The organism is Anaeromusa acidaminophila DSM 3853 (genome assembly GCF_000374545.1).
Taxonomy (GTDB): Bacteria; Bacillota; Negativicutes; order Anaeromusales; family Anaeromusaceae; genus Anaeromusa; species Anaeromusa acidaminophila.
Map to the genome: position 1 here is coordinate 29863 of NZ_KB894596.1, position 14268 is coordinate 44130.

The window sequence follows — 14268 nt, forward strand, 5'->3', positions numbered from 1 at the left end:
GTATGTATTGGCGCTTTTTTGTATAACTGGAAGAAAAAAGCAGGAAATTGAAGAAAAACAAGAGAAGCTCCTAACATAACTTCATCGTGATATAGGTTGATTGGTAAGAGCTTGAATTTCTAAGGAGGGGATAGCGTTTATGCAAAAAGACTTTCATTATGATGTCGTGTATGTACTGGCGAAATGGGCCGGTTTTAATGATTCGGAGGCATACACGGTAGCCTATGCCTCGCAATATGTTGATGATGCCAATAATAGCGGACATATTGAATTTTATACGGGAGAATCCTATACAAGAACGAGCTCGGCGCATGAAACCTATGATGTAAAGGACAACGCTGATAATACAGAAAATCACAATGTTTGGCTGCCGTTTCACTTTTTGCCGGGTTACTGCGGAGAAACAAAGGACGTGCTGGTCGCAAAAGATTTGTTTGAAAGAGTAGTGTGCACGCCTGATAGTTTTGTTGCACGAGAAATGCTGCAGGATGTGATTCGGAGCCGAGATGAAAGTTATGGACTTCACCGTTTTGGCATCGCTATACATACTTATGCCGACACGTGGGCGCATCGTGGTTTTGCAGGCGTTAGCAACCGTATCAATAAAGTAGCAGAAATCGTTAGTGCGGTAGATGAAAAAGACAAGGAGCTGTTATCGCTAAAGGATGAGTTTCTGAGGCAATTTCCTAAATTGATACCGGTTGGGCACGGAACTGCCCTGCATTATCCGGACCTTCCGTACGTGAAGGAATGGAAGTTTGTTTTTGAAGAAGATCGTGAGCGTGGAGAGCAGACGTATAATAACACCGATGCATTTATTGAGGCGGCAGATTTCCTGCTCCGGTTAATGCGTTTGTTTTTGGGCGTGCGCGCCAATACGATCGTGTTAGCAGATAATGTAGAAAACCTATATGGTGATATTGAAGCGTTAGCGGGTGAGCAAAGAGATTTTTTGAGAAGAATCTTTAATGAGAATAACGATGATAATGGTGACGTGCGTCATGAAAAGTGGCTTGAATTATCATCAAACGGAAGTATTCAGGGCGTAGGCAAAATACCGGACTACGCTCCGAAAGGGATTGGTTCTTGGAAATATGAAGCCTTGAATACGGTAAACGAAATCGATGGGGAAGAAGAGAGATTCACTTTTACAGATGAATTTTTCACATCAGACTGGAAAAAGTTTCACGATGCTCTTCAAATCCAGCGGCAATATATATTGCTAAAGCTTCTTCCAAAGTACGGAATATGTGTATCGTGACTGGTAGCCGGGAAGAAAGACATGGAAAAGATTTAATGCTGAAAAAGTGAAAGTTGAAAGGCTGCCTATGCGGCGAATAGAAAGATTTGATGGAGTTCCGTGTGGAATAATAGCAAGAAGTTGATAAAAAAGGAACGTCCCCACTGTCTGCTCCTTGCTTCTGGAAAACTTTAAAGAATCCTTGGGAACATTAACCGAATAAGCAAATATGTTGCAAGGAGGGTTACAATGGAAGACTATCAGTTAACGTTTGAAGATATTGAGCGTATAAATACGCTGGCTATACAGCCAGGACGTACAGCATATGTTGATGAATGTGGTAACTTTGGCTTTGACTTTAGAAAAGACGGTGTTTCTACACACTATATTGTTTGTGCAGTTATAGTTAATAATGAGAATATACTTGAAATTGAGAAGAAAGTTAATGAAATACGCAAGCTTAATTTTTCAAACAACGAAATGAAGTCTAGTTCGATTGGCAATAAGCATTCTCGAAGAGCTAAAATTTTAACCGAATTGCTGCTCGTTGATTTTTCGCTTATTATACTTATTGCGGATAAGCAAGCATTTTATAATGATTCTCCTCTTACAGAATATAAAGGCACTTTTGTGAAATTCCTTCATCAGAAACTGTATGAGTCCATGTATACTTGTTATCCGAAGCTGAAAATTGTCGAGGATGAATACGGGAGTTCGGAGTTTCAATCAGAATTCAAGAAATATGTTTGTAAAAACAGACCGACTCCAAATCTGTTTAACGAATATGATTTTGATTATTTCGATAGCCGCAAATGTAATATAGTACAAATTGCGGACATTATTGCTGGATCTACCATGCAGCATATTATTGATGTAACGGCACCTGACGTACTTAAAATATTCAAAGGAAAAATCATAGAGATTATCAATTTCCCTAAGTCCTTTATTCCCTATAAGGCTGGAGAGAATGCAGATACATCGTTCGACAAACAGATTTACATGTTAGCGGACCAGTGTGCGACAGCCTACATTGACAGCAACAAAAATTCTAACGAAGAAGACGTTCGATTGCGCATTTTGTTCTTGAAAAAATTGCTATTTACAGTGCGCAATATCAATGACTCTATATATATCCACTCAAGTGAAATAACCAAAATGCTGTCCAATATTTTGGAACAGAAGGTTACGCGTGACTATCTTTATCGTCGAATTGTAGCACCGCTAAGAGACGCAGATGTACTAATTTCGAGTAGTTCGCATGGATATAAAATTCCCACTTGCGTCGATGATATATACACCTATATTAATCAAACAAGTGGAATTATTAGTCCTATGCTTAGCCGAATTGAAAAATGTCGCTCGCTTATAAAAAAGCAGACTGACGGCAAGCTGGATATACTGGATGGCCCGGCATTGACTAAGTTTAAACGCTATTTTGGGGATTATTAAAAATATTATCACTTTCACTTTATAGGATAGAAGGGACGTTCCTTTTTTGTCATGCTTTTTCAAAGTGATAGCAATTATGATGAATCGGAACTGTGCGTGGAAGTGGCCAAGTTGCCGCAAAACGCACTCGCGGAGATAGATGCCGGCCATGCGCTACGGCTACCAAAGGCCCTTCTAACATACTGATAAACGGCAGGCTGTGTGAAACGTAACCTTCACATGGCCTGTCGCGTTTTACTATATTGCTAAGCTAGCTGGGAGATGTGAATGCTAGAAGATGACATTAGATGCGAATAAACAAAGAAGCAGGAGTTTGAGGGAAAATAGGAGAAGCATTGTTAAAAACTATGTCTCGCTAGCTTGCTTGATCAATTTTCACAGTGGAGTAAACGGAGGCTAATATGCGCTGCGTTGATGTAACAATTTGTAAAGGGGACGCTTATGGAGTCTTTTTATCTGGTACTTACACAGTTGGAAATTTTTACAGTGATGATTATCATTGGCGTTATTGGGATAAAAACAAAAGTTATAAACGAGAATTGTCTGGGGTATTTATCCAGGTTGATCATGCGCTTAATTCTTCCCATTATGATTTTTCACAAGTCAATCAATGGAGCGACCCGCAACGACATTCTTTTTTCTTTTATAGAGGTTCTTTCATCTGCTATTTTCATGTTTGGAGTGCTGTTTATTACAGGCTTTCTTCTTAAACGGGTCTTTTCTTTGCATGGAAATTATGGACGCATCTTTCATGCTTCAACCATGTTTGGGAATGTAGGCTTTATTGGAATTCCTTTGATTTTAGGCGTTTTGCCGGAGCGTGGCATGCTGTATATGGCGCTTTTTACTATCGTGGATCAGATGTTGCTTTGGAGTGTTGGATTTCATCTGACGTTGCCAAAGGAAAAACTGGCTCATAATTCGTTAACGGCGAATCTTAAAAATTTGGCAAATCCAGCCATGATCGGGATTCTTTTGGCTATTCTTTTTATAATCATGGAATGGAAGCTGCCTGTTACATTAAACAAGGCTCTCGGAGCGGTTGGGGATATGACAACGCCACTGTCACTGATTTATATTGGGGGAACTTTTTGTTTTTGCAATGTAAGGAGATTTTTGACAAAGATAGAATACTATTCGATTGTTGTTGTAAAAATGATAGCGGTTCCGTTGGGAATATTTTCGGTGCTGCGGCTGTTCCAGGTTCAACCGGAAATTATTACATTTATTACGTTGCTTGCGGGAATGCCAAGTATGACCGCCATTGCCATGTTTGCAAGGACGAATGAATCCGATGAGGAGTGCGCTGTTGGCGCTATCATGATGACGACCATTCTTTGCTTGGTTACCTTACCGCTGGTTGCTTATCTTACGAGTTGCTAACTTATAATAATAATGAAACAACGAAGTCTAGATGAATTTTTTCTAGACTTCGTTGTTTCACTTTTATATGCATTTACGGAGTAGCTTTACCTTTTAAACCGTCCGTCATCCTTTACCGTATACATTTTATGGATTGAGTGCTGAAACCAACCAATTTTCTCCACCTGTCGGTGATCAAACTCACCTATATAAGGTTTTATATCCAAGATAGGCGTTTGATCTAAAATATCAATATCTTCAATATATAGAAGGTTTCCTTCGACCCCTTTAAGACGCACCACTGAAAAGCCGATTGGATTGGGTCTAGCTGGAGAGCGAGTGGCAAAAATTCCATGCAAACAATCATCTAAAAACGGTTTTACTAGCAATTTTGCTTCTTTTATTTGATGAAAATGATATAGCAAAATTAAATGAGAAAATCCATCTATGTCTTTTAACCCGTCGATATACTGGTTGTAAACTTCAATAATCGCCTTACTGCCAACGGAAGCGGTTGCCTGGATGGGTGTTCCTTCTGGTTTAGAAAAAGCGGAATGGACAATACCTATCGGACAGACTTGCATATTCTTAACTCCTTTTTTCATGAATATAGAAAACTACAATTTGTGCAAGCTGTAATGATTTATAGAAAAATGAATAAGCATTATTGATTTTAGGAGCAACTGGAGCAATCACTCGTGAGTGGAATTCCTTTTTTTCGAAAACGGGGAACAGGGTATGAGGCCGGAACCGTCTCAATTTGACGTAATTTCTCAATATAGTGTTGGGGAAGTTTGTGGGCGATGGCGCCTTGAATAATAAGATCCAGGTATTCGGAGCTGGGCTTTTTTTGTTCTCTAAGTTCGGCTTTTTTGTACAAGGTTGTCTCTACGCATTCGTTCTTTTCGGTAAATACTTCAACAGGGTAATGAAAATATTCTCCGGTTCCGTCCAAACGAACGTCTTGAAAGGTATCTAGCTGGTCCCATTCATAGGCCGTAAGTTGATATAGGACTCCCCAAACTTTGGAAGTTTTGTCGGGAACGACCGTTTCTATAGCGCCGTCCCAGACGGCAGAATGTCCATGAAAGCTTATGACGTGATTTTTTAGGCGAGCAAGACCTACCATGTGAGCACCTTTTAAAATGGAGCGCATGGTAGATTGGTGAAGGTGTATGCCGTAGGCAAAATAAAGGCGTGGAGAGATTGGCGTAGACATGAGAAAAACCTCCTTTTAATGGTTACTATAAATTGGCACATTGGTAATAAATGGTGAAAATAAAAATGCCCTAACCGAAAGAATTCGGTTAGGGCATCATAGCCTCTGACTTCATAAGTAAACGCAATTTTTTATAGTATAACATGAACTATGACGGTTTACCATGTTGATTTATACGGATGGTTTCTTGAATGTATGGATCAAAATATAGATTATTGGTTATATCGATCCAAGCGTTGCGAAAGTGTTCCAGTATGCAGCTCAAACAAATGATTGTCGAAGTCATAAAAATATAAGGAACGTCCTTCGCCGTCCACGCGCGGACGCGGCGGTTTGAAATCAAGTCCCAGCTTGCGAATGCGCTCTTGATAGGTCTCGAAATCAGCTTCTGATATTTTAAAAGCGACATGGTTGTAAGTGCGAGTGGGGAGGGATTCCCCCTCCATAACGGCGATCCATTGGTTTCCAACCATGAAGAATTTTTCTTTTGATACGGAAAAGGTGGCGTCTCCGCTAGCGTAAACTTCTTCGGCGTCAAAGATTTCTTTGAAAAAGGTAGTGGCAAGCTTCAGGTCTTTAACGATGAACGTGATATGGCTGATGCCTTCAATCATGGGAGTTCCTCCGATTCATTTGTTTTGTCTGTATCGCAGGCTACGAGCTGATTGAGCTTGCTTTCCGGCTCTTCGCCGTTGGCTACGCGGTTTATATTGCGGATAAAGAAGTCATAGCGTTTCTTGTGAAATTTGCGGCCATCGGGTAAGCCTGCCGTGTGGGGCGTAAGAATCACATTATCCAAAGTTCGAAGTTCGCTGGACATTGGGAGCGGCTCCGATTCAAACACATCGAGGCATGCGCCCAGTATGTCTCGATTTTTTAATGCGTCGATTAGGTCGCTTTCTTTGACGATTCCCCCGCGGGCAGTATTGATAAAAAGAGCGGTTTGCTTCATTTGCTGGAAGACGGTCTTGTTAAATAAGTGTCTGGTTTGCTGTGTTAGAGGTACATGCACGCTTATGATATCCGCTGTGCTGATGAGGGTATCAAAATCCGTTATTTTTACCAAGTCATCAGAGGTTACAGCTGGATTTCTAACACAAGCCAGCACGTTCATATCCAAGGATTTGCAAAATGAGGCCACTTTTTTGCCGATGGCGCCCAAGCCGACAATTCCTATCGTTTTGCCAGCTAGTTCGCTTCCGGTATAGTTCAGTTGACTTTCATCCAGTTTGTTCTTCATGAAGGCGTCAAGAAACGGTATGTTTTTATAGTAAGACAATAGCGACGCCAGGACATGTTCTGCTACGGCCTGCGCGTTTACGCCAGCGGCGTTGGCGGCCCAAATGCCAAGCTTTGTGCAGGCGTCAACATCTACATTGTCATAGCCAGCGCCGGTTTGTACCAGTTTCAAATGGGGAGCGGCAGAAAGCAGACTGTGGTCTACTTTGATATGCTCCGGTATGAGTACCTGGCAGTCTTTTATGTGCTGCAGTACGTATTCTCCTGGCGGGACAATCACAACGTCCCAGTTTTCGGGAAAGTGATTTGTAACGGTTGTTTTTGAGGTTTCGCTAAAATTTCCAACGATGAGAACTTTCATGGTGAAACCGCCTTTCCAGCTTACACAGCAAGAAATAATGAGAGCCGCTTTTTTGTTTTCTATTGAAAATTTGACCGTCGTCATTATTAATGATAATTTTAAACATAGCGGATTACCAGCCTTTTATCTTACGTACAGGAATGAGTTGCTGAAAAACTGTCTTTTGGCAATGTTGCTAGGAGGAAAAAACATGGAACTTGAAAAAATTAAGACCTGTATTTTAAACAGCATCCCTTATCCGATTTTATTTGTTAATTGCGACCATATCATAATGTATATGAATGATGCCGCCCAATATCATTATCATAAAGAACGAGGCTATGAAAATCTGCTGGGCAAGTCGTTATTTGCTTGTCACAATGAAAAGTCAAAACAAAAAATATTAGAAGCCTTTGATAAGATTAAAAACCATGGAAATGAAGTTTTCATTGGCGTAGGCATAAAAAACCAGAGGATCTATATGAATCCGGTGCGTGATGAGCAAGGCGAGTTAATCGGTTATTTTGAACGATATGAGCTGAATCTGGAAAAATAATGGAGATCACGGAGGCTTTTTCGAAACAGCAAGGTGAGCGGATAAGCAAGTGAAGCACAATGATTTATTATCAGTATTGTCAACTCCTGCCTTGGAGAGTATACTGGCAGCAGTATGAAAAAAAGGGGGGCTGCGCGTTGACTATGACAGCGATTTATTTATGTTTGACCGTAATCTTTGCTTCGACGGTGCAAGCGGTTAGCGGCTTTGGTTTTAATATCGTTGGCGCGCCTCTTTTGATGCTGTTTATTGCCCCTAAGCAGGTGATTAGTTTAACGATTTTCGGCGCTCTGATCTTAAATCTTATGGTCATTCATAAGACGCGAGGGCAGGGAGATTTCTATTTGATTTTACCTATGTTTGCTGCTAGCATTGTGGGGGTTCTTCCAGGCGTGTATTTCCTGAATCTGGTTGATGGAGCAATGCTTAAAGTAGTGGTGGGAACCATCGTAATCCTCATGTCGATTGCACTGGCTGCTAATTTTTCAGTGCAGATTCGGCGTCAACGCATTGCTTCTATTATCGCCGGGGGTATCGGCGGTTTTATGGGCGGGGCGACAAGTATGAGCGGGCCGGTAGTGGCGATGTTTCTCATGAATCAAAAGCAGGATAAGGTTGCATTTCGAGCCAATTTGGTGCGCTTCTTTTGCTTGAATAATATTGTTATCTTGGGAACCATGTATGTCATGGGGGTTATGGATGTAGAGGTATTACCGTTGATTAGTTATATTGTTCCAGGCGTTCTTATTGGTACCTGGCTGGGGGAAAAGGCGTTTCATCGCGTTTCTCCCGCCGCTTTTCGGCAAGTGGTTATTATGGTGCTCATTAGCTGCGGTTTGATGAGCGTGGGGCCGGAGGTAGTTAAGCATTTTCTTTAAAACCGTCTTGAATAATGGATTTACTAGCAAAAGAAAAGAACGGCAGCACAACGTGCTTCCGTTCTTTTCTTTTGTAAATGGAGAAAGCAAGTAAGCAGGAATTTCGCAAAGAGAATTAGAAATAATTGCCAAAACGGACTAGGGTGTGCAAAAACCTCTTGCGAGCATAGTGATCAAGTGGACCGGCTGTTTTAATTGGTCAGAAACGAGTCCTATAACGACAAGGAGGTAGTAGTATGAGAAAAATCATGACATTGGCTGTTATCGTTTCGGTACTATTTGTTCTGGCGGGCTGTGGCGGAAGTGATAAAACGAGTACGTCCTCATCGAACCAGTCTACGGCTAAACAGGAGTCGGCTGCGGACCTGTTGGCTAAGGGCAAAAACCTTCCCGGCCTTACCTATGATTACATCATAAAAGCGAAAGAAGGTCCCGCCATGAATGGCAAGGTTTGGCTGGCCGGCAAGAAAATGAAAACGGAAGCTACTATGGAAAATCAAAAGATAATTACGTTTTTGGATGGGGATGCTAATGTAATCTATAATTACATGCCTAGCCAGGCCAGGATTATGAAGATTCCTTTTGATCCGACGAAAGCAGCCAAATCGCCTGACCAGTACAGCCAAGAGACAGATGCAGCTAAGGTGAAAATCTTGGAAACTGTTAGCTATGATGGCGTACCGTGCAAGGTCTTGCTGAGGGAGGAGAAAGCGGGTCAAAGTCAGGTCAAAATGTGGGTGCGCGAGGACTATGGCATTCCTGCCAAAGTTGAAGTGACAGAAGGCGGAATCCTGCAGATGACTGCTGAATACAAAAATATAAAAGTGGGGTCTGTGCCGCCGGAAACATTCGCCTTGCCCCAAGGCGTCCCGGTTATCGATATGGGCGAAATGATGAAGCAAATACCGGTGAAGCCGTAGAATGGGCATTGATAAACTAAAGCAATTGGTTAATTTTACGTAGCGACTTTTAGTTAGACTTAAAGAACACAAACCAATGAAAAACCGCTTGATGTTGCTTTCGCGTCTACAACAAGCGGTTTTTTAGGCCTTACAGTGCAATTAATACTGCGATGAAAAGATGTTATAGTAGGAAACGTTTTGGAGTGCGAAGACGACTGGAGGAAAACCATGAATCAGAGCTTGCAAGTGCAATTTTGCGGAATACAGCTAGAAAATCCTTGTTTGCTTTCTTCGGCTTCGCCAACGCAAAGCAAAGAAGGAATTGCGAAAGCGTTTAAGCTGGGATGGGCCGGGGCGGTAACCAAAACTTGTATTCCTGATGAGCTAATCACGCCTGATGCTCCGAATCGATTTGCAGTATTGCGGAACAAGGATCGAGAGATTATGGGGTTTGAAAACCTCGAAGGTATGACGCAAAAACCGGTAGCGTATTGGGAACAGGCTATACATGAGCTGAAGAAAGAGTTTCCTTCTAAAGTGGTTGTTGCCAGTATGATGGCGGACGCCAATCTAGAAGCATGGCGAAATCTTGCGCGGCGCCTGGAACATGCGGGGGCGGACGCGGTGGAGTTAAATCTGTCTTGTCCTCATTTTCGCTTAGCGGACCAGATGGGGGCGGCTGTGGGCAAGGACGAAGAAAAGGCAGCTGCCATCGTCGCTTGTGTAAAAAAAGAGGTAAAAATTCCTGTTTTAGCTAAATTGACGCCGAATGTCAGCAGTATTCAGGATGTGGCAGCGGCGGTGGTCAAGGCAGGAGCCGACGGTATAGTGGCAATTAATACCGTGCAAGCGCTTTTAGGCGTAGATATTGATACCTTGGAACCATTGCCGGCAGTTAATGGGTATAGTGCATTTGGGGGTTATTCAGGTATTTCGGTTAAACCCATTAGCTTACGATGTGTGGCGCAAATCGCGCAGATCGCTGATGTTCCGATTCATGGCGTAGGAGGAATTACAGCTTGGCATGATGTCATAGAGTATATGGCTGTAGGAGCTAGCTGCGTCCAGGTTTGTACAGCGGTAATGTTGAATGGGTATTCTATTATCACGCCGTTATTACGCGGTTTGGAAGAATATGTGCAAAAAAAAGGCCTGCATAGTTTGCAGGAAATTATCGGGGCGGCAATACCGAAATTAATTGCGCGCGAGCAATTAAATATGAATTGGGACGTGCGCTCAACAGTGGTTGCTCCGGAAGATTGCGTGCAGTGCGCGAAATGTATGGTGGCTTGTCAGGAGAGCGGCAAGGCGGCGATTAACTTTGTTGATCAAAAAGTGACCGTTGATCTGCAGCGTTGCGATGGTTGTTCTCTCTGCACTCATGTGTGTCCTTGCGGTGTGTTGGCGTTGCGGTAGAAAAATATTGCGCAATTTTTCTTCTGAAATTGGAAATGGTGAAAAGGAGCTGGAGTGCTATGTTGGATATTTTAGGCACTGCATGGTTTATTGGAGCTATTTCCTTTTTAGTGGGTTTTATTGGCCCCATTTTGTTTTCAACCAGCAATTTGGGGCCTTTGCTGGGCCTTTTTATAACGGGACCCCTTGGCTTTCTCATGGGAGGGGTTATTGGTTTTTGGCGCTTGATTGCGAATCCCAGGCGCAATTTGAAGCGAAGCGATTGGGGGACTTTTTTTGTCCTGTGGCTGCTTATGTTGGGATGGTATGGCTTGTTCTGTTGGTTTGGCTTTTTTGCAATCTGGTGCATCGCAATTTTGCAGGTGGTTTGTGCCGTAAGAACTGCTTTTTTGTATTGGCGGCGAAACCAGGGAAGCTGGCTTGCCAAGCAACAGCGTTTTTATGTATGGTTGGCGGCAGCGCTGTTGCTGGTTGTCACCGAACTTTTCCCTCCGGTGACACATCCGTGGTGGGCAAAGCCTCATGACGGATACTTACCGGAATTGCCTTTAGTTGCTTATGTTGGAGATGAAAGAATGAATGCGAGCCGTAAGGTGCCGCAACTGGCGATTGATCGTCCGCAATTGTTGATTTTTTGGGCAGGGATTATGACGGCGGCAGTTATTGGAAGCTATGGGAGAAGCAATGAATAAAATGCAGCCCCTAAGACGTGGAAGTTTTTGCACCGTCTTGGAGAAGTGAGAGCAGGCTCGCAACCGCGCGGGACTGCTTTTTGTTTTTATGGAAGGCGGTCCAGATACTGAAGGTAGAGCGGGGCACATTGGCAAATTCCAGAAGCGTGCCAGACTCCAGCAGCTCTCGTACCAAAAGCAAGGGCATGGCGCCGCAGCCAAGACCTTGAAGAATGGCATTTTTCATGGCTTCTGATTCACTATATTCGATGGTGGCTTTGACTCCTTTTTGTCCCAATGTTTTTTCATAGAGCTGATAAAACAGCCCTCCGGCGCGATAGGAAAGCAATGGATAATCGGCAAGACGAGAGCTGTGCTGATGTTCTTCCAGCAGCTTGGGGTGTATGACCCAAACCAGCTCTTCTTCAGACAACTTGAAGCCGGTTAACGAGGGGGATGTGTTTTCGTTTTGAATGAAACCTAAATCGAAGCGATTTTCAAGGATTCCTTCTTCTACTTCTGACGCATTAGCGCAAAGCTCCAACGATACGGAGCATTGGGGAGATTGTTGCTGAAATTTCTTAAGAAAGGGCAGCATTAAGTGGTTGATCATAGCAGCGGAAATGCCCAGATTGATCTGGCTGGGATGAAGGCTCAAGGCTTGTTCTGCTTCGGCATAGGCGCTCATCAGCTTTTCAGCATAGGAAATGAGTTCGCGACCTGCCGCTGTGATAAAAAGCTTTTTGCCAACTCGCTCGAAGAGGAGAACCCCAAAATGCTGCTCCAAGGCGCGGATTTGTCCGGTGACCGCGGGCTGGGTAAAATTTAGACGGGATGCTGCTTGGGTCATGTTGCCCAATTTAGCGACCGTCAAAAAGGTCTGGAAAAGCTGAATGTCCATCGGGCGCCTCCTAGGTAAACGTACTCTAAAGCTTAATATACGCAATGATTCGGGTGTATTCCTTCTGCTAGGACGATATTATAAGCAAGAAAGTCGGATTCGATTGCTGGGGACTTGGGCGAGCGCTTATAAGGAACGCTTATGGATACGATAATTACTGCCAATTTCACAAAACAAGCGTCAAGACTTACACTATAAGTGAACCAGGAACAATGGATGTTGGGTTTTGCAAAGGGAGGGATTTTCCATGGGAGTGGTAGTAAGCGCATTATTAATGCTGAGTGTGTACGTCGCTTTTCGCGTGTTTGTTTGGGAAGCTCTTGGAGCTTCACAAAAGCAAGAAGCGGAAACTCGTCGTTTAACGCGGATGAGACAGGCAATGCAGTCCGTTCATACAGCCGGGTAAGTTGAAAAAGTATATCGTATCATGCAAAAGACCTTGAGGCTAGGCGCTTCAAGGTCTTTTGTACGTAAGGCCGCGTTTTGTCGGCAAAGAAGAGTGATGGCGGGAAAATTAAAGGAAATGATATATTAATGCGAGAATAATTGTTATTAAGAAAAATAAAACTGTCTTAAATTCAAGGTGAAACAGAGATGGATGCATGCGACAGCAGGCAATTTTATAGTAGAGAGGGCTATGTATGAGTGAGGAAGCCGGTAAGGAACTCGATTTGAATGCGACACTGGCGGAATTAGTATCGGCTATTATTCGGCCGGGAATTACTTTTGCTGAAATGTACCAAATCGTCTTGCAAAAATCACAGGCCCTGACTGAAAGTCAGCATGGCTTTGTTTCTTCTATTGATCCTAAAACGAATGCCCATGTTAGTGATACATTGACAGAAATGCGTAAGGATGTTTGTTCCGTGAGCTCCGCGTTATATTCGCTTCCGGAGGGGCCGCATCATTTTTACCATGGTCTATGGGGGCATTCCTTGAATACGCGAGAAGCCTATTTTACGAACCATCCTGGGGAGCATCCGGCAGCGAGAGGCTTGCCGGAAGGACATGTGCCGTTGATAAATTTTTTATCGGCGCCTGTTATGTTTGCAGGGGAATTATTGGGGCAAATTGCTTTAGCGAATTCTTCACGAGATTATACGCAAGAAGACCTTGAAGTCATTTCAAAGATAGGTAAAGTATATGCCATAGTGCTCCATAACAAGCAGCAGGAAAATGAACTGCGCAATAGCGAAGAGCGTTTTCGCCTGATGATCGACGGCGCGCCCTTTCCGATTGTTGTCTGTGGGTTGGAGGAATATTCGATTCTCTATAGCAATCAGTTGGCTGCAAGTTTTTTTAACATATCGCAAGAAGAGGCGATGCTTTTAAAAATCACTGATTTTTATGTGGTGCAGAAGGAACGTTTAAAAATGTTTGCTGAATTGCGGAAGCAAGGAAGGGTATTAGGGCGGGAACTGCAGCTCAAGAACCGTAAGGGTCAAATTTTTTGGGTCATTGTATCGGCGGTAAAAATGGAGTGGTTTGGCAAGCCGGTGGTCATGGTAGCGATTAATGATATTAGCGCTCGCAAAAAGATGGAAGAAGAATTACAGCGTTTAGCAACGACCGATACATTGACAGGCATTTTGAATCGACGGCAGTTTTTCATTTTAGCCGAGCAGGAAGTAGAGCGTTCACGCCGCTATGGCAGAACCTTGGCCTTGCTTTTATATGATATTGATCATTTTAAGCAAGTAAACGATACTTTTGGGCATCAGGCAGGCGATGTTGTTTTGCGAGAACTTGCCAAACTTGTGCATGAGCAGTTGCGAAGAAATGACATTGAAGGGCGCGTGGGGGGAGAAGAATTTGCTGTTTTATTGCCGGAAACAACAATTTCTGAGGCTGTAGTGTTGGCAGAACGCATCCGGGGAATTATTGAGAACTTTGCTATTAACATAGGAGAAACGTCTTTGCATATAACCGCAAGCTTTGGCGTGACTGCTGTTAAAGAGACCGATGTAGCCTTAGATTCGATTTATAAAAGAGCGGATAGCGCCTTGTATGAGGCAAAAAATGCCGGACGGAATCGCGTCGGCAGAAAGTGAAAACAAAATACGTAAAAACCTTGAAGCGAACATTTGTTCTGTGA

Annotated in this window: 15 protein-coding genes; 10 read left to right on the forward strand and 5 right to left on the reverse strand. The window is 43.2% G+C overall.

All coding sequences use genetic code 11. The features are described 5' to 3' along the window. The first annotated feature begins 139 nt into the window (after positions 1-139). From C508_RS0111735 to C508_RS0111750, 3 genes are all read left to right on the forward strand, one after another. Positions 140-1261 carry a DUF6765 family protein gene (locus C508_RS0111735; RefSeq protein ID WP_018703767.1) on the forward strand — a complete coding sequence of 374 codons (1122 nt, stop codon included), beginning with the start codon at positions 140-142 and terminating at the stop codon, positions 1259-1261. A 228-nt stretch (positions 1262-1489) separates the two neighbouring features. After that, on the forward strand, positions 1490-2689 hold the full coding sequence (locus C508_RS0111740; protein WP_018703768.1) for a DUF3800 domain-containing protein: 1200 nt from the start codon (positions 1490-1492) through the stop codon (positions 2687-2689). Positions 2690-3130: 441 nt separating this feature from the next. Then, positions 3131-4072 (forward strand): AEC family transporter, encoded by a 942-nt coding sequence (locus C508_RS0111750; RefSeq protein ID WP_018703769.1) that lies wholly within the window; start codon positions 3131-3133, stop codon positions 4070-4072. Positions 4073-4158: 86 nt separating this feature from the next. Here the strand turns inward: C508_RS0111750 and tsaA are convergent, their stop codons facing one another. The 4 genes from tsaA to C508_RS0111770 all read right to left on the reverse strand — a co-directional run bounded on the left by tsaA (position 4159) and on the right by C508_RS0111770 (position 6870). After that, positions 4159-4635: a tRNA (N6-threonylcarbamoyladenosine(37)-N6)-methyltransferase TrmO gene (gene tsaA / locus C508_RS0111755; protein WP_018703770.1), complete on the reverse strand. Its 477-nt coding sequence runs from the start codon at positions 4633-4635 to the stop codon at positions 4159-4161. Between the two features lie 89 nt (positions 4636-4724). Beyond that, a complete protein-coding gene (locus C508_RS0111760; protein ID WP_018703771.1) occupies positions 4725-5270 on the reverse strand; it encodes a gamma-glutamylcyclotransferase family protein in 546 nt (181 codons plus the stop codon). A 212-nt stretch (positions 5271-5482) separates the two neighbouring features. Next, entirely contained in the window at positions 5483-5884 is a 402-nt protein-coding gene (fosX, locus tag C508_RS0111765) for a FosX/FosE/FosI family fosfomycin resistance hydrolase (RefSeq protein ID WP_018703772.1), read from the reverse strand. After that, positions 5881-6870, reverse strand: a complete 990-nt coding sequence (locus C508_RS0111770) for an NAD(P)-dependent oxidoreductase (protein ID WP_018703773.1) — start codon at positions 6868-6870, stop codon at positions 5881-5883. Before C508_RS0111770 ends, fosX begins: the two co-directional genes overlap by 4 nt. A 190-nt stretch (positions 6871-7060) precedes the next feature. Between C508_RS0111770 and C508_RS0111775 the strand changes: the two genes are divergently transcribed. The 5 genes from C508_RS0111775 (at position 7061) to C508_RS0111795 (ending at position 11293) form a co-directional block, all read left to right on the forward strand. Further along, a complete protein-coding gene (locus C508_RS0111775; RefSeq protein ID WP_026319496.1) occupies positions 7061-7405 on the forward strand; it encodes a PAS domain-containing protein in 345 nt (114 codons plus the stop codon). Between the two features lie 143 nt (positions 7406-7548). Continuing rightward, positions 7549-8283, forward strand: coding sequence for a sulfite exporter TauE/SafE family protein (locus C508_RS0111780; protein ID WP_026319497.1), 735 nt, complete (start codon positions 7549-7551; stop codon positions 8281-8283). Between the two features lie 236 nt (positions 8284-8519). Further along, complete coding sequence (locus C508_RS0111785; RefSeq protein WP_018703776.1) at positions 8520-9203, forward strand: LolA-like protein; 684 nt, start codon at positions 8520-8522, stop codon at positions 9201-9203. A 210-nt stretch (positions 9204-9413) separates the two neighbouring features. After that, the gene (preA, locus tag C508_RS0111790) at positions 9414-10601 is read left to right on the forward strand and encodes an NAD-dependent dihydropyrimidine dehydrogenase subunit PreA (RefSeq protein WP_018703777.1); all 1188 of its coding nucleotides are present in this window, start codon (positions 9414-9416) and stop codon (positions 10599-10601) included. A gap of 59 nt (positions 10602-10660) precedes the next feature. Next, positions 10661-11293 (forward strand): hypothetical protein, encoded by a 633-nt coding sequence (locus C508_RS0111795; protein ID WP_018703778.1) that lies wholly within the window; start codon positions 10661-10663, stop codon positions 11291-11293. A gap of 10 nt (positions 11294-11303) precedes the next feature. Here C508_RS0111795 and C508_RS0111800 read toward each other — a convergent pair whose 3' ends face one another. Continuing rightward, positions 11304-12173 (reverse strand): LysR family transcriptional regulator, encoded by an 870-nt coding sequence (locus C508_RS0111800; protein WP_018703779.1) that lies wholly within the window; start codon positions 12171-12173, stop codon positions 11304-11306. Between the two features lie 247 nt (positions 12174-12420). Here C508_RS0111800 and C508_RS20375 point away from each other — a divergent pair, with 247 nt between their 5' ends. Both C508_RS20375 and C508_RS0111810 read left to right on the forward strand, forming a co-directional pair. Further along, positions 12421-12579, forward strand: coding sequence for a hypothetical protein (locus C508_RS20375; RefSeq protein ID WP_018703780.1), 159 nt, complete (start codon positions 12421-12423; stop codon positions 12577-12579). Between the two features lie 235 nt (positions 12580-12814). After that, entirely contained in the window at positions 12815-14224 is a 1410-nt protein-coding gene (locus C508_RS0111810; protein ID WP_018703781.1) for a diguanylate cyclase, read from the forward strand. The last annotated feature ends 44 nt before the right edge of the window (positions 14225-14268 follow it).

Excerpts from the sequence above, each read along its gene's own strand:
- fosX (WP_018703772.1), bottom strand. The coding sequence starts at position 5,884 with ATGATTGAAGGCATCAGCCATATCACGTTCATCGTTAAAGACCTGAAG.
- preA (WP_018703777.1), top strand. The coding sequence starts at position 9,414 with ATGAATCAGAGCTTGCAAGTGCAATTTTGCGGAATACAGCTAGAAAAT.
- C508_RS0111735 (WP_018703767.1), top strand. The coding sequence starts at position 140 with ATGCAAAAAGACTTTCATTATGATGTCGTGTATGTACTGGCGAAATGG.
- C508_RS0111740 (WP_018703768.1), top strand. The coding sequence starts at position 1,490 with ATGGAAGACTATCAGTTAACGTTTGAAGATATTGAGCGTATAAATACG.
- C508_RS0111770 (WP_018703773.1), bottom strand. The coding sequence starts at position 6,870 with ATGAAAGTTCTCATCGTTGGAAATTTTAGCGAAACCTCAAAAACAACC.
- C508_RS0111810 (WP_018703781.1), top strand. The coding sequence starts at position 12,815 with ATGAGTGAGGAAGCCGGTAAGGAACTCGATTTGAATGCGACACTGGCG.
- C508_RS20375 (WP_018703780.1), top strand. The coding sequence starts at position 12,421 with ATGGGAGTGGTAGTAAGCGCATTATTAATGCTGAGTGTGTACGTCGCT.
- C508_RS0111780 (WP_026319497.1), top strand. The coding sequence starts at position 7,549 with ATGACAGCGATTTATTTATGTTTGACCGTAATCTTTGCTTCGACGGTG.
- C508_RS0111760 (WP_018703771.1), bottom strand. The coding sequence starts at position 5,270 with ATGTCTACGCCAATCTCTCCACGCCTTTATTTTGCCTACGGCATACAC.
- C508_RS0111750 (WP_018703769.1), top strand. The coding sequence starts at position 3,131 with ATGGAGTCTTTTTATCTGGTACTTACACAGTTGGAAATTTTTACAGTG.
- C508_RS0111795 (WP_018703778.1), top strand. The coding sequence starts at position 10,661 with ATGTTGGATATTTTAGGCACTGCATGGTTTATTGGAGCTATTTCCTTT.
- C508_RS0111775 (WP_026319496.1), top strand. The coding sequence starts at position 7,061 with ATGGAACTTGAAAAAATTAAGACCTGTATTTTAAACAGCATCCCTTAT.
- C508_RS0111800 (WP_018703779.1), bottom strand. The coding sequence starts at position 12,173 with ATGGACATTCAGCTTTTCCAGACCTTTTTGACGGTCGCTAAATTGGGC.
- tsaA (WP_018703770.1), bottom strand. The coding sequence starts at position 4,635 with ATGCAAGTCTGTCCGATAGGTATTGTCCATTCCGCTTTTTCTAAACCA.
- C508_RS0111785 (WP_018703776.1), top strand. The coding sequence starts at position 8,520 with ATGAGAAAAATCATGACATTGGCTGTTATCGTTTCGGTACTATTTGTT.